We start from the raw sequence: 20,525 nt of genomic DNA on the forward strand, positions 1-20,525 counted from the left end.
AGGGATTTGGTCCGTGTCATCTGCCTGCCGCGTGAACTTCGCTACAGTTGGACCATCCCCTGCATCAACTCACACACGTTCACCAGAAGGAGCTGCACATGGCCAAGTCCGACAAGAAATCTGCCGTGAAGGCGCTGCCCGCCAAAGGCCTGCCCATCGACATCGGCATTTCGGCCGCCCACCGCGAAGCCATCGCCAAGGGCCTCAACACGCTGCTGGCCGACACCTTCACGCTGTACCTGACGACCCACAACTTCCACTGGAACGTCACTGGTCCGATGTTCAACACGCTGCACAACATGTTCATGGAGCAGTACACCGAGCTGTGGAACGCGGTGGACCCGATCGCCGAACGCATACGCGCGCTGGGCTACCCCGCGATCGGTTCGTTCGCCGATTTCGGCAAGGCCACGAGCCTGCCTGATGCCCCGGTGGAGCCGCCCAAGGCCAAGGAGATGATCCGCATCCTGGTGGCAGGACATGAAGCCGTGGCCCGCACAGCCCGCAGCCTCTATCCGCTGGTGGACGAGGCCTCGGACGAGCCGACCGCTGACCTGCTCACCCAGCGACTGGACATCCACGAAAAGACCGCGTGGATGCTGCGGTCGATGTTGGAAGAGTGATGGATGGTTGGTGGAGTTGCATCCAGTTGCAACTTCCCCCCCATCAGATGGAATTGAACGCATAAGGGGCCGACCTAGACTTGCTTGCTTAAACAGGCAAAACCCAGGAAGGCCCCATGACCCCGCGCAACCCGCTGGCGGCACTGCTGCCGCATTGGCCGAACTGGCAAAGCCAGAGCCGGCTGTACCAGCTTGAAGCGGTGGGGCAAGGCGAGCTGCCCGGTGAGTTGATGGTCGAGCGCTTTGCGCTGCACGACGCGCTGTCCGAGCCCTTCATGCTGGATGTGCAGGTCTTGTCGCTTCAGGCCGATCTGCCCTTGAAGCGCCTGTACGCGCGCCCCGTTCGCCTGGGGCTCACGCTGGCCGATGGCAGCCGCAGCCACCGCAGCGGCTACATCACGCGCGCCAGCGCCCTGGCGGCCGATGGCGGCCTGGCGCGCTACAGCCTGCTGATCCAGCCCTGGCCCGCGCTGCTCGACCACACCCTGGCTAGCCGCGTTTGGCAAAACCGCTCGATCATCGAGATCGTCGACGACGTGCTGGCCGAGCACACCCGCGTGGCCGCCTGGCGCTGGTCGGATGAAGTGGCCGCCCACGTGCGCGACGGGCTGTATCGCCGCCAAGGCGGCCAACGCCCCTACTGCGTGCAATACCGCGAGACCGATCTGGCCTTCATCCAGCGCCTGCTGGCCGAAGAAGGCATCGGCTGGCGCGTGGAAGAAGACATCGGCAAGGGCAGCAAAGACGCGAGCGCTGGCCAGGCCCCTGGCGGCCACACCGTCGTCTTCTTTGCCCACAGCCATGCTCAGCCCGAAGACGCCACCAGTGCCAGCCCCGTGGGCGGGCGCGGCATCCGCTACCACCGAAGCAGCAGCCAGGAAGAGCAAGACAGCATCCAGGCCCTAGGCGCCGTGCGCCAGCTCGGCCCCACCGCCACCGTCGTGCTCAGCTGGGACAGCACCGCCCAACAGGCCCAGCACGCCGAGGTGCCCACCCACCACCAGTGGGGCGGCCCCGAGGCCCGCAGCCTGCACAGCTGGCTGAGCCAGTACGACCCGCACCACAGCCTGACCGCACTGGGCGCAGACCCCGCCGCCTGCGCCACCTTGCTGCAAGAAGCGCAGGAGGCCCGCTACAAGAGCTGGCTGGGCCGCGCCAGCGTGCGCACCCTGCGCCCGGGCACCTGGGCCGAGGTCACGCAGTCCACGCTCGATGCGCTGGCCGATTTAGGCCAGGGCAGCGCAGACGATCGCGCCTTCTTGTTCACCCATGTGCAGGCCGTGGGCATCAACAACCTGCCCAAGGACCTGGCCCAGGCGGTGCAAGCCAACCTCGGCCCCGCCGACTGGCCTGCGCTGCCCAGCCTGCCAGCCCAGCAGCTCACCGGCCCGGCTGACCCCGGTGCACCAGTCGCCAGCGCTGACCTCGAGCCCTTGATCGCCCAGGCCCAGGCCAGCGGCTACGCCTGCGCCTTCGAGGCCCTGCGCCGCAACGTGCCCTGGCGCCCCGTGCTGCTGGACGCCACCGGCACCCGGCCCCGCCCGCGCCCCACCGCGCTGGGGTTTCAGACGGCGGTGGTGGTGGGCCCCACCGGCCAGCCGCAGGCCCAAGGCGCCGACGAGCTCTACACCGACGGACAGGGCCGCGTGAAGGTGCGCTTTCATTGGCAGGCCAACCCCTATGCCCCGCCCCAGCGCGCGCAAAGCGATCACAGCTGCTGGCTGCGCGTGGCCCAAGGCCACAGCGGCGCTGGCATGGGCCAGCAGTTCATCCCCCGCATCGGGCAAGAGGTGCTGGTCGGCTTTCTGAACAACGACATCGACCTGCCCTATGTGCAGGCCAGCCTGTACAACGGCCAAGGCGAAGCCGGTATCCCGCGCACGCCCGGCGGGCAGGCCGCAGCCCACGACACCAGCGCCTACCAAGCCTCGACCGACCACCGCCCCAGCGCCCAGGGCAACCGCATCGGCAGCGGCACCGGCGGCCACAGCCCCGCCTGGCACGGTGGCGCCCCGGGCGCAGCCCAGACAGGGCAAGACGGCCAGGCCAACGCCGCCGCGCTCAGCGGTGTCAAGAGCAAGGAGTTCGGCGGCCAGGGCGCCAACCAACTCGTGCTGGATGACACCCCCAGCCAGGGCCGCATCCAGCTGCACACCACCCAGCACCAGAGCTGGCTGCAGATGGGCCACCTGCTGCACCAGGCTGACAACCACCGCGGCAGCTTCCGCGGCCTGGGGCTGGAGCTGCGCACCGACGCCTGGGGCGGCATCCGCGCCGTGCGCGGCGTGATGCTCAGCACCTATGGCTTGAGGAATGGCTTGGGCCAGACGGCGGAGCCCGCAGGCGACAACGCCGCCGGCATCGCGCTGGCCAAGCAGCTGCAGCAACTGGCCACCACCTTCGGCCAGGCCGCCACCACCCACCAGACCGTAGCCCTGGCCGCCGCCCAAGGCAGCCACGCTGCCAACCAGAGCACGCTGGACGACGCCCTGGCCCCGGCTGCCGCACTCACCAAGAGCCTGCAAGGCAGCGTCAGCACCACCAGCCTGCCCAATGCCATCGCCGATGCGGCGGACAAGGCCACAGCCACCGGGCAAGACAAAGTGCCCCACATGGCCGACCCCAACCTCGCCCTCATCGGCAAGGCGGGCATCGGGCTGACTGCCGGGCAAGACATCCATCTGAGCAGCGGCGACGCCACGACGCTGGCCAGCGGCGAAGACACCCACTGGGCCATCGGCGGCCAGGCCTGCATCCACACCGGCCAGGCCATCGGCGTGCTGGCCGGGGCCATTCAGGCAGGCAGCGAGGCCGCAGGCAAGGGGCTGACGCTGATGGCCGCCAGCGGCCCCATCGACCTGCAGGCGCAGGCCGGGCCGGCGCAGATCGCCGCCAAGCAGCGGCTGGAGTTGAAGACAGCCAGCGGGGTGGTCAACCTCGCCGCAGCCAAGAAGGTCACGCTGGCCGTCAGCGGCGGGGCGAGCATCACCATCGAGGGCGGGCAGCTCACCGTGCAGTGCCCCGGAACGCTGACGGTCAAGGCGAGCAAGCGGTCGATGGTGGGGGGCGGGACGATGTCCCTGAGCTTCCCTGCCATGCCCAAAACCGTCTGCGTGGAGTGTTTGCGCAAATCGCTTCAGGCCGCACCCGCCTTCACCCGACTGGAGTGAGCCCGTGATCAACCACTTCGCTGATGATTGCGTCGATCAACTGCTGACCATGGTGGCTGGCTCGCCGAACCCCTGCCATCTGCTGATTGACGGTGTATTCCTGGAATCCCTCCAATCGGTACTGAGGGGCTGGCCTTCGCCTATCTCGAACCAATGCGCGTTGTTCAATGAGCGAGCCAACGGCGACACCCAAACCCTCGCGGCGTCACCCTGGCTGCTGCCCATCGCTGGCGACGCGCCGGCGGTGCGCGAGCTGCTGGTACGCTGCGACCGGCTACCCGCAGTCACCCTGATCCGTTCACCCTCGAATATCACCACCCTGCTGGGTCGCCTGAAACGATGGACGGTCGTGAACTGCGGAGGCGTCCACTTCAACTTCCGCTATCCAGACACACGTCGCTTGCCGGGTGTCTTCAGCGTCATGACCAAAACGCAACGCAGCAGCTTGTTTGGTAACGATGCCTGGTCATACATCGGGCGAGATGGACGCTGGCATCACTTGCCTTCGTGCTCGGCCCCCATGGACGGTCGCACCACATCATTCGAGGACTCGGCTGACCCGGAGCTGACTGACGCACAGTTCGCAACCTTGTTGAGCGACAGCGAAGCGGACGAACAGCTGGCCGTCGTCTGGCTGGATCTGCCAGAGAACGCCCCAGCGCGCACGACCGCGTTACCTTCGGAGGTCCATGAGTGGACGAAGTCCGCGCTGGCGCAGGCAGACCGATTGACAATCACCGACATGCCCGAACGCACACGCCTTTGCGCATGGGTGCTTTCAGGTGATCCGACTGCGCGCTTGGCGAAGTTGATGCAGCAGACCTGCGGGCCCTTCAGTGCAATCGAAGATAACCTTGTGCGGGAAGGGATCTGACATGTCGCTGTTTTCCAGTTTGAACACGCTGCGACTGGTGCGTGTCACAAGCGCCTCGCTGTCCATCGTGCTGGCCTTGCTGCTTCCAGCAGCATGTGCACGCACGGATGACACCGTTGGTGTATCGGTCTCTGCCATCAACTACACCGACAAAGAACTCAACGGATTCATTTTTGAGCAACCTGGCAGCGAGACGAGAGTGGCCGGTGGCGTGCCTGTCAGACCCTTTCAAGGGGCGGGTCGAATGTGCTGCTTCAGTCTGCCAAAGACATGGCGTCCGGGCATCAAGGTACAACTTGAGTACGACTGGTGGCAGGGGGAAGACAAACCACGTCAGTACATCACCAAGGAGTTCGAGGTGCCGCCCTATCCTGACGGGCAGGTGGGCACGCTGTGGGCGCTTTTTTATCCCGATGGGAGTGTCGAGGTCGTTTCCAGCGACTTCGCGCCTGGTCACGACAAATGGCCCGGCAAGATCAACGGGGGGCCCATTCCCACGCTGGAGTACCGCCGCAAGGTTTGGCAAGAGGATTACGACCGACTCCAACAGCAAGCCAACGATTTTGCACACATGTCCACGAGCCCCTCCAACAAGGACATCGAAGAGTCTTGGAAGTTCGACATGGCGAGACGTCCTGAGGCCGTCCAGGGATTCAGAGGTCCTCAGGATCCTCGCTATATCGAGCAGGTTAGAACGCAGTTCGCTGAATCTTTTGAAAGCACGAAGCTGCGAATGCAGCAAATGGAGAGGGATCGCCCATGACCGTTGAATTGGTGTCGCCCTTCGAAGAAAGATGGGCAGATCTCTCAAACCCCAAGAGGTGCTTCTCAGTAAAAGAACTGCAGCTGCTTGAGAAGCAGTATGCCCCGCGCGAGGCTGTCCCCCTCTGCCAACCCGGCAAGTCCTGCGAGAACAACCTCTTCCTTGGATTCTTCTTTGATGGCACGCGCAACAACTACGCCAATAGCTTCAAAGCCAAGGACAACACCTTCTCTAATGTCGCTAGGCTGTTTGACGCCTTCCCTGGCGAAGTCATTGCACCCAAGGCGGTCATATCAACGGCAGAGCCTTGGCCCAGTATCGGATCGTTCAACAACTACCTCCGCATCTACACCCCCGGCGTCGGAACGCCTTTCGAAGAAATCAAGGACAGCGGCGAAGGACTGGATGCCACCATGGGCGCAGCCACCGCTCGCTGGGGCGAACGCCGCCTCGTCTGGGCCTTGTGCCAAGCCATCAATGCGGTGCACCTGTATCTGACCAAGGACACCTTCGTCAAACCGCAACAAGTGCTGCAACTGGCTGAGCAGATCCGGCTTGATGGCGAGCAGCTCCGGCACCAGCCCAGTCGCTGGCAGGTGCTGTTCTACGGACCCAAAGCCAAGGATTTTCTCCAGCGTCTGCTGGCGTCATGGCACCAGTCCATTCGCGCCCACATGCCTGAGTTGGTCACGGGCACACGTCCCCGAATCGACCCTGGCATCATCAAACATGTCTACGTCAGCGCCTTTGGCTTTTCGCGTGGCGCCACAGCAGCCCGCGCCTACACCAACTGGTTGCTCGCCTTGTGTGAAATGGACGCGCAACTCACGGGCCAGACAGGCTATACCCTGGGCGGGTTTCCTGTCACGTTCGATTTCCTCGGTTTGTTCGACACGGTGGCCTCAGTGGGCACCGCGGGCATCGCACCCAGCGGCTTCGGCACCGGTCACGGCGCATGGGCCGATCCTGAGCGGTCGCTGCGAGTCCCTGCCGACGTCAGATGTCTTCACATCGTCTCGGCCCATGAGGTGCGTCGTTGTTTCCCCTTGGACGCGATATCCGTGCGTGGCGCAATGTCCGCCAAACACCGCGAAGTCATCATGCCGGGGGTGCACTCCGACATCGGCGGCGGCTATGCCCCTGGCGAGCAAGGACGCGGAGTGGACCCGCAAGGCGCAGACATGCTGTCGCGTGTGGCGCTGGCCTTGATGTACCGAGAGGCCCGCTTGTCAGGCGCCCCCTTGAAGCTTGAGAAAGCGGCGCCAGTCGCACGGCAGCGCTTTGCCGTACACCCTGATGTCATCCAGGCACTCAATGCATACATCAATGCATGCACAGTGCGAACCGGCCACTTCCGCGACATCATGCGCGACCAGATGAGGTGGAGCATCTTGTGGCGTAAGCAATGGGCTGGCCGAATGGCACGCAGCGCCAGCGTTCAGCGCGCAGCGCAAGTGGACCGAAACGACATCGAGAGTGCGGACCAGGAGTTCGTCGCGGAGATCGCGGCCTTCCAGGCCTGGATGAAGGCACCTTCATTCACCAAGCAGGTGATGGTCTGCCCCAAGCCTGAGATGGGCATCTGCATCGACATGGAGCAAACGGTCAGCAACCTGCCCGGCATCGACCCCGAGCGGCTGCCCGAATGGCGCGATATCGCAGCGTTCTGGCACGAGACCGAGATCCCTGCTGCCATCGCTCATCTGCTCGAGAACTTTGTGCATGACTCCCGCGCCTGGTTCAAGCTCATGCCTGGCTCCACCGAGGCCGCTGATGTTGAGAAAGAACTCAAGCAGTGGGTCAAACTGTACGACAGCTATACGGCCATTCAGAAAGACCCTGTGGCACTTGGGTTGGCAGGAGGCTACGTACCGCAGCCTCTGAGCAAGGACAAGATCGAGTGGGTCAAGGCTTACAAGCAGAATGGCAAGATCCCACCGATGAAGACAACGGGACGCGAGCCTTTCGAGCTGGGGGCGGGCTACTTGCGCTTCCGACGCGTTTACTCGGGCGCCAGAAACTGGAGGCTGACACAGCAGTCTCCAGCCACACCAATCGGTGAGCCCATGACAGCGGTGAGCTAGTTCTGGGCGCCGATCGAGGTCGACCGTGAGCGATCCATCCCCCTACGCCATGTCGTTGCGCTCCTACCCCGGCGGCCACTGCTGGCGTGTCGAGGTCATGCGCAAGGGCGAAGTGTTTCGCAAATACTTCACGGCGGCCCGCTATGGCTCGGTCGAGCAGGCGAGGGTGGCGGCCGAGGCGTGGCGCAACATGGTTTGCGAGAGGCACCCGCTGCACACCGCTCAGGAAGTATCGCAGCGCTTGACGGTGCGAAACACCAGCGGGTGCCCGGGTGTGTACCGTATCCGAACCCGGCGCAAGCGCCCCGATGGCACGGTGCGCGAGCACTGGCACTGGGAAGCGCGCACGCCCAACGGGATCAAGCCGACCAAGAAGCGGGCTTTTGCCGTGGAACGCTACGGCGAGCAGGGCGCGTATGACCGCGCGGTTGCGGCCAGGCAGGAGTTTGTTCAGGCGCTCACTGGTTACTTCGTGGGTGGCTTGCTGACTTGGCACAAGGACGATCTGCCTGGGTTGGCACTCCGGCAAGGGGCTGAGTCGGCACCGACAGATGCCCCGCTCACACCAGCCCGTTGCGGATCGCGTACACCGTGAGCTCGGAGTTGTTGCTCAGGCCGAGCTTCTCCAGCACCCGTGCGCGGTAGACGCTCACGGTCTTGGGACTGAGCAGCAACTGCTCGGCGATGTCCGACAGGCGTTTGCCCGAAGCGATCATCACGAGCGTCTGCAGTTCACGGTCAGACAGTTTCTGGTGAGCTTCTTCCTGCGCGGGGGCTGTCAGGTTGTCCACCAGCATCTGCGCCATTTCGGGCGTGACGTACTTTTTTCCCTGAGAGACGGTGCGCACGGCGGCGACGATCTGCGCCGCGTCGCTGCCCTTGTTGAGGTAGCCGCTGGCGCCGGCCTTCAGGGCCCGCATCGCGTACTGGTCTTCCGGGTACATCGATACCACCAGCACCTTGACCGGGTTGCCTTCTTCTTTGAGCACGTGCAACACGTCCAGGCCGCTGCGCCCGGGCAGGTTGATGTCGAGCACGAGCACATCGCAGCGCTTGTCGCGCAGCAGCGTACGCAATTCACCGTAATCGGCTGCTTCGCCGACCACTTCGATGTCGTCGGCATCGGCCAGGGTGTCCCGGATGCCACGGCGGATCAGCGCGTGGTCGTCACACAGCATCACTTGGATCATAGTCTGCCCCATGAGGTGGGGTCGTCTGGGTCGGTGTCGGTGTCGGGGTCGGCGTCGAGATCAGGGAGCAGGCGATCAATGAAGCCATTCTCGGGGCCGGACAGGGGGACTGACAAGATCAGGGTTGTCCCGCCCGGGTTGCTGCTGATGTCCACCCAGCCGCCCACGGTTTCGGCGCGCTCGTGCAGGCCGCGGATGCCGAAAGAGCGGGCCTTGGCAAGGTCTTCCGTGCTTAAGCCTCGGCCGTTGTCGGTGACCTCAATGGACAGCACGCCCCCCGCCTGGGTCACGTCCACGCTGACCCGGGTGGCCTGCGCGTGCTTGGACACGTTGGTGAGCGCTTCCTGAGCGAAGCGGTAGGCCACCAGCGGCACACCGGGGGGCAGCACGATTTTTTCCTGGCTGGTGCGGAACGCCACCTGCAGCCCGGTGCGCTTGGCGAAGCGGTCGCTCATCCACTGCAGCGCCGCCACCAGCCCCTGCTCCAGGATGGCGGGCCGCAGGTTGTGCATGATGCGCTGGCTGGCCTCGTGGGCATGATTGACCGATTCGAGGGCCTGCTGCACGCGCTCGGCGATCTGGGGGTTGGGTGCATGGCGGGCAATCCAGGCCAGGTCGAACTTGATCGCCGTGAGCGCCCCGCCCACGTCGTCATGGATCTCGCGGGCAATGGCGGCCCGCTCCTGCTCGATGCTGGTCTGCAAGTGCTGCGCGAGTTCGCGCAGTTGCTGGCGCGAGCGGCTCAGCGCATGGTCTGCCCGCTGTTTGGCGATCCGGGTGCGGTTGGCCTCGATGGCCAAAAGCGCCGCCGGCGCCAGACGGGCCAGGTTGCTCTTGAGCAGGTAGTCGTTGGCGCCGTTGCGCATGGCCTGTACGGCGATGTCTTCGCCGATCTCGCCTGACACCAGGATGAACGGGATCAGCTTGCCGAGCGAACGCACCTTGTCCAGCGCAGCCAGGCCCGAGTAGCCGGGCAGGTTGTAGTCGGAGAGGATGAGATCCCACTCTTCGGCCAGGGCCTCGGTGAAGGCAGCCTCGGTCTCAACGCGGTGAATCTCGGCGCGGATGCCGCCCCTGTGAAGGTGGATGGCGACCAGGTCGTGGTCACCCTCATTGTCTTCCAGGTGCAACACGCGTAGCCGCACGGGTAAGGGTGCGGCTGCCGGGGTGGCTGGCAACGGGGCGTCGGGGAGGTGGGGATGTGGCTCCGGCACGTATGGACCTTCGATCTGGCGATTTGCGCCAAGTTTTCCCGCGTCATTGTCTCCACCTGACGCGCTGAAGTGGAAAAAATTCTAACAACCGCGCAGAACCGGCAACGGTCAGATGTCCTGGCCTAAGGATTTCCGGGCATCTGCCGAGAACCATGCTGTATCAGGCTGCCCCACCGGCTGGCCTGACCCGAATCTGGTTGAGTGGAGCCAAGATGAGCCACGACGATACCGTCGATCCCCCACATGGCGAGCTGTCCCTGCTGCTGGCCGCCGAGTTGCAGGACCATCTGATGACCGCCAGCAATGATCTGGAGCGGCTTCAGCGCTTGCTGGACGACGCCTGCGTGGCGTTGATGGACGGCTTTCATGCCTCCGCCGGCCAGCTGGGCGAGGTCATCGACCAGGGACACGACATTACTCCGAACCTGTTGGCGGTTCGGCAGCAATTGTTCAAGACCGTGACGGCGCTGCAGTTCCAGGACATGGCCACGCAGCTGATTGCCCACACCAACAAGCGCTTACGCAGCTGCGCGGACCAGATTGCCCGCGATGCACTTGGCGACGACGACCCTGACGGCGCGGCCGTGGTCGACGAAGGCCCCCTCAAACCCAATCCGGTGACCCAGGACGAAATGGACGCCGGATCGGTCGAGCTGTTTTAAAGATTCCGTCTCATCTGCCGAAATACGGTACGCCCACCTGCACCCATCGAAGCCCCGGAGAGCGTCATGCACTCGATCCTTGCCGTCGACGATTCCGCATCCATGCGTCAAATGGTCTCGTTCACGCTGAAAAGCGCTGGTTACAACGTGGTGGAGGCCGTGGATGGCCAGGACGCCTGGGAGAAGGCGGGCTCCCGCAGCTTCGACCTGGTGCTGACCGACCAGAACATGCCGCGCATGGACGGCATCAGTTTGACCAAGAAGCTGCGTGAAAGCCCCCAGTTCAAGAGCACGCCCATTCTGATCCTGACCACCGAGTCGAGCGATCAGATGAAGCAGGCGGGCCGCGCGGCGGGCGCCACGGGATGGCTGGTCAAGCCGTTCGACCCCAACAAACTGATCGAAGTGATCCAGAAGGTGATCCGCTGAACGCGGCAGTCTGATCCGCACCCAGCGCACCCCGACCCATCAGGAGCCAGACATGGCAGAGACCAGCACCGACCAAAGCTCTTCCGCGGGCATCGACCTCAGTCAGTTCTACCAGGTCTTCTTTGAAGAAGCCGGCGAGAACCTGCAGAACATGGAGCAGCTCCTGCTGGAGCTGGACATTGAGGCCGCCGACGACGAAGAGCTCAACGCCATCTTCCGGTGCGCGCACTCGATCAAGGGCGGTGCAGCCACGTTCGGTTTCACGGATGTGGCCGAGTTGACCCACCAGATGGAAACGCTGCTCGACAAGCTGCGCAGGCATGAGCTGGTGCCCACGCCGCCGATGGTGGACGTGCTGCTGCAGTCGGGTGATGCGCTCAAGGCCATGCTGGCCCGCCATCAGGGCTCGGGCGGCGAAGAGGTGGACACGACCGAGTTGCTGTTCGGCATCCGCGCGCTGGTGGACGGCGGCGCTGCCCCGGCTCCTGCTGCAGTGGCCCCGGCTGCGGTTTCCGCATCTGTCCCTGCGCCTGTGGCCGCGCCCAAGCCCGCCGCGATGCCGGTGGCCGCCGGGGCTGCGCCGGCACCCACGTCTGGCGACCGCACAGTGGAGCTGCGTGTGGGGCCACTGAGCGACCCGGCTCAGGCCGACAACCTGGTCGACCTGTTCAAGGAGATCGTCGACCTCGGCAGCATTGAGCCGCTGCCCGATGACCCTGCGCTGGCAGGCGTCCGCCGCTTCAAGGTCAAGACGGCGACCGAAGAATCTGAATTGCTCGATTTGTTCACCTTCCATGTGGCGCGGGAGCAGGTCAGCTTCGTGGCCATGGGTGGTGCTGCGCCCGCCCCTGCGGCCGATCCGGGTTATGGCTTCTTCGACGATGCGCCCGGCGCCGCACCGGCTGCACCCGTTGCGCAAGCCGCACCGCCCGAGAACAAGGGCTACGGCTTCTTCGATGATGCGCCCGGCTCGCCTCAGGCCGCATCGGCCGCCCCGGTGGCCGCATCCGAGCCGCCCGCTGCGCCCAAGCCCACGGCCGCTGCCAAGCCGGCGCCCAAGGCCGACAAGCCGGCCGCGGGCCTGGAGGCCTCGACCATCCGCGTCTCCGTCGAGAAGGTTGACCAACTCATCAACCTGGTGGGCGAACTGGTCATCACCCAGGCCATGCTGGCGCAGAACAGCCGCGGGCTGGATCCGGTGATCTACCAGCAACTGGTGTCCGGCCTGACCGACCTGGACCGCAACACCCGCGACCTGCAAGAGGCCGTGATGTCGATCCGGATGATTCCGATGTCGACGGTCTTCAGCCGCTTCCCGCGCATGCTGCGCGACCTGGCCAACAAGCTGGGTAAGAAGGTGGAGCTGGTCACCCAGGGTGAGGCCACCGAGTTGGACAAGGGCCTGGTCGAGAAGATCACCGACCCGCTGACCCATCTGGTGCGCAACAGCTGTGACCACGGCATCGAAATGCCGGCCGATCGGATCGCCAAGGGCAAGCCTGAGGTGGGCACGATCACGCTGGCCGCCTCCCATCAGGGCGGCTCCATCGTCATCGAGGTGCGCGACGACGGTCGTGGCCTGTCGCGCGAAAAGCTGCTGAAGAAGGCCCGCGAGAAGGGCATCGACGCACCCGACAGCCTCACCGATCAAGAGGTCTGGAACCTGATTTTTGCGCCGGGCTTCTCCACGGCCGAAGAGGTCACCGACGTGTCAGGCCGCGGGGTTGGCATGGACGTGGTCAAGAAGAACATCACCTCGCTGGGTGGCACGGTCGAGATCGACTCGGCCGAAGGCTACGGCATGCGGGTGGCGGTGCGCCTGCCGCTGACGCTGGCCATCATGGACGGCATGAGCGTGGGCGTGGGCGAAGAGGTCTACATCCTTCCGCTGTCGTCGGTGGTCGAGTCGTTCCAGGTCACGCCGGAGATGATCAAGACGGTGGGTGGCTCCGGTCGTGTGGTCGAAGTGCGCGACGAGTACATGCCGGTGATCGAGCTGGAGAAGGTCTTCAACGTGCCGCGCTTCGACTGGGAGCACAACAGCGGGATCATGGTGGTGGTCGAGGCCGAGACGGGCCGGGTCGCCATGCTGGTCGACGAGCTGCTGGGCCAGCAGCAGGTGGTGGTGAAGAACCTGGAAACGAACTACCGCAAGGTGAGTGACGTCTCGGGTGCCACGATCATGGGTGATGGCCGCGTGGCGCTGATCCTGGACGTAGGCAGCCTGGTGCGTCGGACCCGTCACTGAGCGCGGGCTGAGCGAGACAACACGGAGTGCAAGCCATGGGCATGATGGAAAAACTGGATGTGCAGGCGGATCTGGCGCGCGAGTACCTGACCTTCCGTCTGGGCAATGAAGAGTACGGCATCGATATCCTGAAAGTGCAGGAGATCCGCGGCTATGAGAACCCGACCCGCATCGCCAACGCGCCGCACTTTCTCAAGGGTGTGATGAACCTGCGCGGCACGATCGTGCCCATCGTTGACCTGCGCTTGCGCTTTGGCTGCGAATCGGCCGAGTACAACGGCTTCACGGTGTCGATCGTGCTGCACATCGGGCAGCGCACCATCGGCACGGTGGTCGATTCGGTCAGCGACGTGATGGAGATCCCCGCCGAAGCGATCCGCCCGGCCCCCGAGATGAACTCGGCCATTGACGCCACCTATATCCGGGGGTTGGCCCAGGTGGGCGAGCGGATGGTGATCCTGCTGGACATCGAGAGCATGCTGATGAGCCCCGACATGGGCCTCATCGACTGACGGGGCCCTGTGGGGCCCTTTTTCATGCCCGCTTCAGCGGGCAGTTTCATTCTCCCTGAGGACTGGAGGTTTCCCATGAAGAAAGCAGTCAGGCAGTTGTGTGTGGCCGCCGTGGCCGCGCTGGGCGTGGCATCCGTGTGGGCCAATGGCGCGTCCAAGGACGAGGCCGTGGCCATGGTGAAGAAGGGCGTGGCCTACGTGAAGTCCGCCGGCCCGGAGAAGGCCTACGCCGAGTTCAGCGACAAGGCCAATGCCACCTGGCGCGACCGAGACCTGTACCTGGTGGTCTATGGTCTGGACGGCACCGTGCACGCCCACGGTGCCAACAACAAGATGATTGGCAAGAACCTGATCGATCTGAAAGACATCGATGGCAAGCTCTTCGTCAAGGAGCGCGTCGAGCTGGGCAAGGCCAAGCCCTCGTTCTGGCAGGACTACAAGTTCACCAACCCCGAGACCAAGAAGATCGAGCCCAAGACCATGTACTGCGAGCGCCTGGCCGAGACGGTGGTCTGCGGCGGCGTGTACCAGTAAGCCTCGGGCGGTCTGTTTCAGAATCTGGCGGTGGGCGCCCGGTACACACTGGTCAGCTCGCCTTGCGGGCCGAACAATCGGGTGCGCCACGTGTCCTCCAGCGCAGCCGTCACCTGCTGACGAGGATGGAAGCGCCGCCGCCAGAACTTGGGCATGTGTCGCAGTACGTTGCTGATCAAAGCTCTCCGGCCGAAGAGTGCCTGGTAGCCGCGTCGGTTTTCCTGGCGATTGAACAGCTGCCCCTCCTTGATCAGCAGGCGCAACCAGGCAGCCATCACGGGCAGCAAGACGAAAATGCCCACCAGCCAACCCGCCTGTTTACGCTCCTTCTGGGTGCCACCAATCAACTCGAACACGTCGTAGGCCACGGACTTGTGTTCAAGCTCCTCCAGCGCGTGCCAGTACCAGAGCTGGAGCATCTGAGGATTCGATGACTCGGCCAGCCGTTGGTTGGTCAGCCATTCCTCCGCCAGATGGGCGGTGAAGTGCTCCATCATGGTCGTGCAGGCCAGTTGCAGGCGAGGCGAGAATCGCTCAAGCTGGCGCAGACCGAAGCGCACGTAGCGCGCCGGTAGGTCCACATCAAACCCGTGTTCACGGAAGACGTCGTTGAGGCGCTCGTGCTCACGCCCGTGCAGGGCCTCCTGCCCCATGAAGCCCGATACCTGGGCTTTGAGCACTGGATCCTGAATGCGATCCCGGAAGTGGCGCACCGACTCCATGAAGAACCGCTCGCCCGGCGGAAAGATTCCGGAGAAAACGACGAACAGCAGGCTGGCCAATGGGTTGCCGTCGTAGAAGAAATAGCGCTCGGTATCGCGGGGAAATTGGAAATCGATATGGCGGGGCGGGATGCCGACCTCGGCGCTGGTGAGCGGGCGGGTGGTCGTGTCTGGCATGGCGGGTTCTCCGGCTGGGCGCTCACACGTACGACTGACGTGCACGATAATCAGCGACAGTGTGTTCCGAATGTTTGTTCGGATTCAATTCGGATCACGTGTCCCTCGCCGCAGCCCGATGCCCATGCCCCGCATTCCCCGACAGCAGCGCGCCAAGTCCACCGTCGATTCCATTGTGGAGGCCGGCTTCATCAGTCTGAGCCGACATGGGCTGGCCGGAACGACCACCAAGCACATAGCCGACATTGCCGGCGTCAGTGTCGGTTCGTTGTACGAGTATTTCAGGAACAAGGAAGCCATCTACGAGGCCATGCAGGCCCGTTTTGTACGGGACCTGATCGGTGTATTGCAGCCCCTGACGCCGCGCATCGTGCGGCTGCCGTTGACAGAGGCCATCCCGGTCCTTTTGTATGACGTGCAGGCGCTGCTGCTGCGTGACGACCAGCGCTACCTGAGGTATGCCCGCGAGGTGTTCAACGCCGATGTGCGTTTTGAGCTCAACGATGTGTCTCGGTCCTTGGGCGACATCGTTGTGCAGTACCTGCTGCATAACCCGCAGTACGCCGGTCTGCAGCGACTGGCGGCCATGAGCTACATCTTCGTCAATGCCGGGATGTATACCGTGATCCGCCACATGTCAGATCCCAACCCGCCGGTGACGTATGACGATCTGGTGGATGGTTTGGCGCACATGGTCAGCCATTACGTCCGCATGGAGCGTCAGTTGGCCAGGCGACAGCAGGCGGCATCCGAGGGGGGCGTGGCCCATCGCCCGTGAGGCTCAGGGCGTCTGGAGAGCGTCGGCTACGCGCGCGTCAAGTTGCGCCAAAGGCACGGCAAGCCGGGCAGCCGCATCCGCGACGGTGCGCTGAGCCGGAGCCCAGACAGGGGCCGGCCAGCGGGCATCCCAGTCAAAACGGGCGATCACGTGCCAGTGCAGGTGCGGCACCATGTTGCCCAGCGACGCCAGGTTGATCTTGCTGGGCTTGAGGTTGTCGCGCAGGACCGTTTCGACCTTGGCCACCGCCCGCATGAGTTGGCTGCGCTGTTCGGGCGGCAGATCGGTCCATTCAGCCACGTGTGCGTTCCAGATGACGCGGTAGAAAGCGGGATGATCCGCGTCTTCGGCACGAATGATGCGCAAGTCTGGCGTACGCAAGATGAGCACGCCACCCGTTTGTTCGCACAGCTCGCAGCCGGGCACCTTGCTTGTCTCTCCACCCGACAACGCCAAGCTCACACCAGCACCCGTTCGATGCCACCGGCGTTGGCGCGATCCACATACTCGCGCATCCAGTTCTCGCCCAGGATCTGGTTGGCCATCTCGACGACGATGTAGTCCGCTTCGAGCAAGCCGTTCTGCGTGTCTTCGCCATAGCGGCTCAGGCCTTGCAGACACGCCGGGCACGAGGTCAGGATCTTCACGTTGTCCTTCGGCGCGATCAGGCCCTGCTCGCGCAGCGCCTTCTCACCCTTGCGGATCTCTTCTTCCTTGCGGAAGCGCACCTGGGTGGAGATGTCGGGGCGGTTCACGGCCAGCGTGCCGGCCTCGCCACAGCAGCGGTCCGACTTGATCACGCTGTCGCCCACGAGCGCCTTCACCGTTTTCATCGGATCCTGCAGCTTCATCGGCGAGTGGCAGGGGTCGTGATACAGGTAGGCGTCCTTGCCTTGCAGGGTGATGCCCTTTTCCAGCAGGTACTCGTGGATGTCGATGATGCGACAGCCCGGGAAGATCTTGTCGAACTGGTAGCCCTGCAGCTGGTCATAGCAGGTGCCGCAGCTCACCACCACCGTCTTGATGTCCAGGTAGTTCAGCGTGTTGGCCACGCGGTGGAACAGCACCCGGTTGTCGGTGATCATCTTCTCGGCCTTGTCGAACTGGCCGGCGCCGCGCTGCGGGTAGCCGCAGCACAGGTAGCCCGGCGGCAGCACGGTCTGCACGCCTGCATGCCACAGCATGGCCTGCGTGGCCAGGCCCACCTGGCTGAACAGGCGCTCCGAGCCGCAGCCGGGGAAGTAGAACACCGCCTCGGTATCGGCCGTGGTCTGCTTGGGGTCGCGGATGATGGGGACGTAGTCCTTGTCTTCGATGTCCAAGAGCGCGCGCGCCGTCTTCTTGGGCAGGCCGCCCGGCATCTTCTTGTTGATGAAGTGAATGACCTGTTCCTTGATCGGGGCCGGGCCATGCGAGGCGGGCGGGGCAATCGTCTGCTTGCGCGCCACCACCTTCATCACGTCGTTGGCCACGCGCTGCAGGGGCATGGCCACGTCCACCAGCGCCGAGCGGATCAGCTTGATGGTCTGCGGGTTGTTGGTGTTGAGCATGGCCATGCCTGCCGCGCCAGCCGGGCGGAAGCTCTTCTTGCCCATCTTGCTCAACAGGTTGCGCATGTTCATCGACACGTCGCCGAAGTCGATCTTGACCGGGCAGGGCGTGTAGCACTTGTGGCAGACCGTGCAGTGCTCGGCCACGTCCTCGAACTCGGACCAGTGCTCGATGGACACGCCCCGGCGCGTCTGCTCTTCGTACAGGAAAGCCTCGACCAGCAGCGAGGTGGCCAGGATCTTGTTGCGCGGGCTGTAGAGCAGGTTGGCGCGCGGCACATGCGTGGCGCACACCGGTTTGCACTTGCCGCAGCGCAGGCAGTCCTTGACCGAATCGGCGATGGCGCCGATGTCGCTTTGCTGCATGATCAGCGACTCATGGCCCATCAGGCCAAACGAGGGTGTGTAGGCCTCGGTCAGGTCGGCCGCGTGCACGTCGTCGCCCAATTGCTTCAGGGCGGCGCCGCGCAGCAGCTTGCCCTTGTTGAAGCGGCCTTCGGGGTCAACTTTCAGCTTGTAGGCCGTGAAGTTGGCGATCTCGTCGTCGGTCAGGAACTCGAGCTTGGTGATGCCGATGCCGTGCTCGCCCGAGATCACGCCGTCGAGCGAACGCGCCAGCTTCATGATGCGGGCCACGGCTTCGTGAGCCGTCTGCAGCATCTCGTAGTTGTCGCTGTTGACCGGGATGTTGGTGTGCACATTGCCGTCGCCGGCGTGCATGTGCAGGGCCACCCACACGCGGCCGCGCAGCACCTGCTTGTGGATGCGCTTGAGCTCGTCGATCACGGCCGCCAGCGCGGCGCCATTGAAGACCTTGGCCAGTTCGTCGCGGATCTCTTTCTTCCAGCTGGCGCGGATGGACCATGTCTGCAACAAGTTGAAGACCGTGTCCCCGACTGCCGGCGTGTAGCTGCCGTTGCGGTGCTGCTCGTAGCCCAGGGCCACCAACTGGTCTCCGACCTGGGCGAGTGGGGTGTCGAGGTGGTCGTACAGGAACTGCCACCGCTCACGCACCGCCTGCAGATGTTGCAGCGCGAAGCCGACCTTCTCGGCCAGGGCTTCGGGGCTGGGGAGTTCGGCCGGGTCTTCGACCTTGCCAAGCGGCAGGTTGCCGGCCTTGAACAGCGCCTCGAACGCATCCACCAGCGCGAGCTTGTTGCGCAGGCTCAGCTCGATGTTGATGCGCTCAATGCCCAGGGTGTACTCGCCCATGCGCGGCAGCGGGATCACCACGTCTTCGTTCACCTTGAAGGCGTTGGTGTGCTTGGCAATGGCGGCTGTGCGCTTGCGGTCGGCCCAGAACTTCTTGCGTGCGTCGGCGCTGACGGCCACGAAGCCTTCGCCGCTGCGGCCGTTGGCCAGGCGGATGACCTCGCTGGTGGCGCGGGCCACGCGGTCTTCGTCATCGCCCACGATGTCGCCGATCAGCACCATCTTGGGCAGGGTGCCGCGCTTGCTCTTGGTGGCGTAGCCCACCGCGCGCAGGTATCGGTCGTCGAGGTGCTCCAGACCGGCCAGAATGGCGCCACCCGGCTGCTTCATCTCCTCGAACATGAAGTCCTTGATCTCGACGATCGAGGGCACGGCTTCTGTCGGGTTGCCAAAGAACTCCAGGCACACCGTGCGCGTGTGGCTGGGCATGCGGTGCACGATCCAGCGTGCGCTGGTGATCAGGCCGTCGCAGCCTTCCTTCTGGATGCCGGGCAGGCCGGCCAGGAACTTGTCGGTGACGTCCTTGCCCAGGCCTTCCTTGCGGAACACGCGCCCGGGGATGTCGAGCTTGTCGGTGCGCAGGTGGGTCTTGCCGTCAGCCGCGTAGTAGCGCAGCTCGAAGTTGGCGACCTCCACATCGTGGATCTTGCCCAGGTTGTGGTTGAGGCGCACCACCTCCAGCCATTCGGCGTCGGGCGTGACCATGCGCCACGAAGCGAGGTTGTCCAGCGCGGTGCCCCACAGCACGGCCTTCTTGCCGCCGGCGTTCATGGCAATGTTGCCACCGATGCACGACGCCTCGGCGGAGGTCGGGTCGACCGCGAACACATAGCCGCCGCGCTCGGCCGCATCGGCCACCCGCTGGGTGACCACGCCCGCGCCCGTCCAGACGGTGGCCACAGGCTTGTCCACGCCGGGCAGGTTGACCAGCTCGACCTCGGTCATCTGCTCGAGCTTTTCGGTGTTGATGACCGCGCTCTTCCAGGTCAGTGGCACGGCGCCGCCGGTGTAGCCGGTGCCGCCGCCACGGGGGATGATGGTCAGGCCAAGCTCGACGCAGCCCTTGACCAGGCCAGCCATCTCTTCTTCGGTGTCGGGCGTCAACACGACGAAGGGGTATTCGACACGCCAGTCGGTGGCGTCGGTCACGTGCGAGACGCGGCTGAGGCCATCGAACTTGATGTTGTCGGCCTGGGTGACCTTGCGCAGCACCTTGGTGGCGCGGTCGCGCAGTGCGGCGACTTCGTCGAAGTTGCGTGCAAAGCGGTCGACCGCCTGGCGTGCGGCGTCCAGCAGTTCGCCCACCAGCTTGTCGCGGGCGGCATCAGCGGCCGGATTGCGGCGCTTGTTCACCTCGCCCAGGCGATGGTGCAGGGCTTCGATCAACTGGCCGCGGCGCTTGGTGTGCTTGAGCAGGTCGTCCTGCAGGTAAGGGTTGCGCTGCACCACCCAAACGTCGCCCAGCACCTCGTAGAGCATGCGGGCCGAGCGGCCAGTCTGGCGCTCGGTGCGCAGCAGGCTCAGCACCTCCCAGGCACGCTGGCCCAGTAGGCGCTGGACGATCTCGCGGTCCGAGAACGAGGTGTAGTTGTATGGAATCTCGCGCAGGCGGGGCTGGCCGTCGTCGTGGGCGTCGGCGGCCTGGGCGGTCATGTGGGTCAGCTCGGTGGGTGCATTCATGAGGACGCCAGTCGCGACAACCGGAAAAGGCCGGAAAAACGGTGAAACTGGCGCAGGCGCGGCTGGCGCGTGCTGCCTGTGGGGAGAGAATTTCGCGACTGAG

The 20,525-nt window shown here is 64.5% G+C and carries 17 protein-coding genes; 12 read left to right on the forward strand and 5 right to left on the reverse strand.

Going from position 1 to position 20,525, the window contains the following annotated elements; genetic code table 11:
• The first annotated feature begins 98 nt into the window (after window positions 1-98).
• The 6 genes from GTZ97_RS03440 (at window position 99) to GTZ97_RS03465 (ending at window position 8,109) form a co-directional block, all read left to right on the forward strand.
• Window positions 99-623: a Dps family protein gene (locus tag GTZ97_RS03440; RefSeq protein ID WP_161649106.1), complete on the forward strand. Its 525-nt coding sequence runs from the start codon at window positions 99-101 to the stop codon at window positions 621-623.
• A 116-nt stretch (window positions 624-739) separates the two neighbouring features.
• Complete coding sequence (locus GTZ97_RS03445) at window positions 740-3,793, forward strand: type VI secretion system Vgr family protein (protein WP_161649107.1); 3,054 nt, start codon at window positions 740-742, stop codon at window positions 3,791-3,793.
• A gap of 4 nt (window positions 3,794-3,797) precedes the next feature.
• Window positions 3,798-4,667 carry a DUF4123 domain-containing protein gene (locus GTZ97_RS03450; RefSeq protein ID WP_161649108.1) on the forward strand — a complete coding sequence of 290 codons (870 nt, stop codon included), beginning with the start codon at window positions 3,798-3,800 and terminating at the stop codon, window positions 4,665-4,667.
• Window position 4,668: 1 nt separating this feature from the next.
• Window positions 4,669-5,430: a DUF3304 domain-containing protein gene (locus GTZ97_RS03455; protein WP_161649109.1), complete on the forward strand. Its 762-nt coding sequence runs from the start codon at window positions 4,669-4,671 to the stop codon at window positions 5,428-5,430.
• A complete protein-coding gene (locus tag GTZ97_RS03460) occupies window positions 5,427-7,514 on the forward strand; it encodes a T6SS phospholipase effector Tle1-like catalytic domain-containing protein (RefSeq protein ID WP_161649110.1) in 2,088 nt (695 codons plus the stop codon). The genes GTZ97_RS03455 and GTZ97_RS03460 overlap by 4 nt, the downstream gene beginning before the upstream one ends.
• A gap of 25 nt (window positions 7,515-7,539) precedes the next feature.
• On the forward strand, window positions 7,540-8,109 hold the full coding sequence (locus GTZ97_RS03465) for an AP2 domain-containing protein (RefSeq protein WP_161649111.1): 570 nt from the start codon (window positions 7,540-7,542) through the stop codon (window positions 8,107-8,109).
• Here the strand turns inward: GTZ97_RS03465 and GTZ97_RS03470 are convergent.
• Together GTZ97_RS03470 and GTZ97_RS03475 are read right to left on the reverse strand one after the other, a co-directional pair.
• A complete protein-coding gene (locus GTZ97_RS03470) occupies window positions 8,075-8,704 on the reverse strand; it encodes a response regulator (RefSeq protein ID WP_161649112.1) in 630 nt (209 codons plus the stop codon). The genes GTZ97_RS03465 and GTZ97_RS03470 overlap by 35 nt on opposite strands.
• Window positions 8,701-9,918 (reverse strand): hybrid sensor histidine kinase/response regulator, encoded by a 1,218-nt coding sequence (locus GTZ97_RS03475; RefSeq protein ID WP_407926723.1) that lies wholly within the window; start codon window positions 9,916-9,918, stop codon window positions 8,701-8,703. Before GTZ97_RS03475 ends, GTZ97_RS03470 begins: the two co-directional genes overlap by 4 nt.
• A 212-nt stretch (window positions 9,919-10,130) precedes the next feature.
• Between GTZ97_RS03475 and GTZ97_RS03480 the strand changes: the two genes are divergently transcribed.
• The 5 genes from GTZ97_RS03480 (at window position 10,131) to GTZ97_RS03500 (ending at window position 14,303) form a co-directional block, all read left to right on the forward strand.
• Entirely contained in the window at window positions 10,131-10,580 is a 450-nt protein-coding gene (locus tag GTZ97_RS03480; protein WP_161649113.1) for a hypothetical protein, read from the forward strand.
• A 66-nt stretch (window positions 10,581-10,646) separates the two neighbouring features.
• Window positions 10,647-11,009, forward strand: coding sequence for a response regulator (locus GTZ97_RS03485; protein WP_161649114.1), 363 nt, complete (start codon window positions 10,647-10,649; stop codon window positions 11,007-11,009).
• 52 nt (window positions 11,010-11,061) lie between these two features.
• Window positions 11,062-13,257, forward strand: a complete 2,196-nt coding sequence (locus tag GTZ97_RS03490; protein ID WP_161649115.1) for a chemotaxis protein CheA — start codon at window positions 11,062-11,064, stop codon at window positions 13,255-13,257.
• 35 nt (window positions 13,258-13,292) lie between these two features.
• Window positions 13,293-13,769, forward strand: coding sequence for a chemotaxis protein CheW (locus GTZ97_RS03495; RefSeq protein ID WP_161649116.1), 477 nt, complete (start codon window positions 13,293-13,295; stop codon window positions 13,767-13,769).
• Between the two features lie 75 nt (window positions 13,770-13,844).
• Complete coding sequence (locus tag GTZ97_RS03500) at window positions 13,845-14,303, forward strand: cache domain-containing protein (RefSeq protein WP_161649117.1); 459 nt, start codon at window positions 13,845-13,847, stop codon at window positions 14,301-14,303.
• 17 nt (window positions 14,304-14,320) lie between these two features.
• On the opposite strand, the gene GTZ97_RS03505 is transcribed toward GTZ97_RS03500, so the two are convergent.
• A complete protein-coding gene (locus tag GTZ97_RS03505) occupies window positions 14,321-15,202 on the reverse strand; it encodes a metal-dependent hydrolase (protein ID WP_161649118.1) in 882 nt (293 codons plus the stop codon).
• A gap of 124 nt (window positions 15,203-15,326) precedes the next feature.
• On the opposite strand from GTZ97_RS03505, the gene GTZ97_RS03510 reads away from it, so the two are divergent.
• A complete protein-coding gene (locus GTZ97_RS03510; RefSeq protein ID WP_161649119.1) occupies window positions 15,327-15,980 on the forward strand; it encodes a TetR/AcrR family transcriptional regulator in 654 nt (217 codons plus the stop codon).
• Window positions 15,981-15,983: 3 nt separating this feature from the next.
• On the opposite strand, the gene GTZ97_RS03515 is transcribed toward GTZ97_RS03510, so the two are convergent.
• Window positions 15,984-16,442 (reverse strand): HIT family protein, encoded by a 459-nt coding sequence (locus GTZ97_RS03515; protein WP_407926724.1) that lies wholly within the window; start codon window positions 16,440-16,442, stop codon window positions 15,984-15,986.
• Window positions 16,439-20,422: a DUF3683 domain-containing protein gene (locus tag GTZ97_RS03520; protein ID WP_161649120.1), complete on the reverse strand. Its 3,984-nt coding sequence runs from the start codon at window positions 20,420-20,422 to the stop codon at window positions 16,439-16,441. The genes GTZ97_RS03515 and GTZ97_RS03520 overlap by 4 nt, the downstream gene beginning before the upstream one ends.
• Window positions 20,423-20,525: the final 103 nt, after the last annotated feature.

This window comes from Aquabacterium fontiphilum (genome assembly GCF_009909205.1).
Taxonomy (GTDB): domain Bacteria; phylum Pseudomonadota; class Gammaproteobacteria; order Burkholderiales; family Burkholderiaceae_C; genus Aquabacterium; species Aquabacterium fontiphilum.

Bases quoted from the DNA above. Each gene is read 5' to 3' on its own strand.
- GTZ97_RS03495 (WP_161649116.1), top strand. From the start codon at position 13,293: ATGGGCATGATGGAAAAACTGGATGTGCAGGCGGATCTGGCGCGCGAG.
- GTZ97_RS03505 (WP_161649118.1), bottom strand. From the start codon at position 15,202: ATGCCAGACACGACCACCCGCCCGCTCACCAGCGCCGAGGTCGGCATC.
- GTZ97_RS03520 (WP_161649120.1), bottom strand. From the start codon at position 20,422: ATGAATGCACCCACCGAGCTGACCCACATGACCGCCCAGGCCGCCGAC.
- GTZ97_RS03480 (WP_161649113.1), top strand. From the start codon at position 10,131: ATGAGCCACGACGATACCGTCGATCCCCCACATGGCGAGCTGTCCCTG.
- GTZ97_RS03500 (WP_161649117.1), top strand. From the start codon at position 13,845: ATGAAGAAAGCAGTCAGGCAGTTGTGTGTGGCCGCCGTGGCCGCGCTG.
- GTZ97_RS03460 (WP_161649110.1), top strand. From the start codon at position 5,427: ATGACCGTTGAATTGGTGTCGCCCTTCGAAGAAAGATGGGCAGATCTC.
- GTZ97_RS03440 (WP_161649106.1), top strand. From the start codon at position 99: ATGGCCAAGTCCGACAAGAAATCTGCCGTGAAGGCGCTGCCCGCCAAA.
- GTZ97_RS03470 (WP_161649112.1), bottom strand. From the start codon at position 8,704: ATGATCCAAGTGATGCTGTGTGACGACCACGCGCTGATCCGCCGTGGC.
- GTZ97_RS03485 (WP_161649114.1), top strand. From the start codon at position 10,647: ATGCACTCGATCCTTGCCGTCGACGATTCCGCATCCATGCGTCAAATG.
- GTZ97_RS03510 (WP_161649119.1), top strand. From the start codon at position 15,327: ATGCCCCGCATTCCCCGACAGCAGCGCGCCAAGTCCACCGTCGATTCC.
- GTZ97_RS03445 (WP_161649107.1), top strand. From the start codon at position 740: ATGACCCCGCGCAACCCGCTGGCGGCACTGCTGCCGCATTGGCCGAAC.
- GTZ97_RS03490 (WP_161649115.1), top strand. From the start codon at position 11,062: ATGGCAGAGACCAGCACCGACCAAAGCTCTTCCGCGGGCATCGACCTC.
- GTZ97_RS03455 (WP_161649109.1), top strand. From the start codon at position 4,669: ATGTCGCTGTTTTCCAGTTTGAACACGCTGCGACTGGTGCGTGTCACA.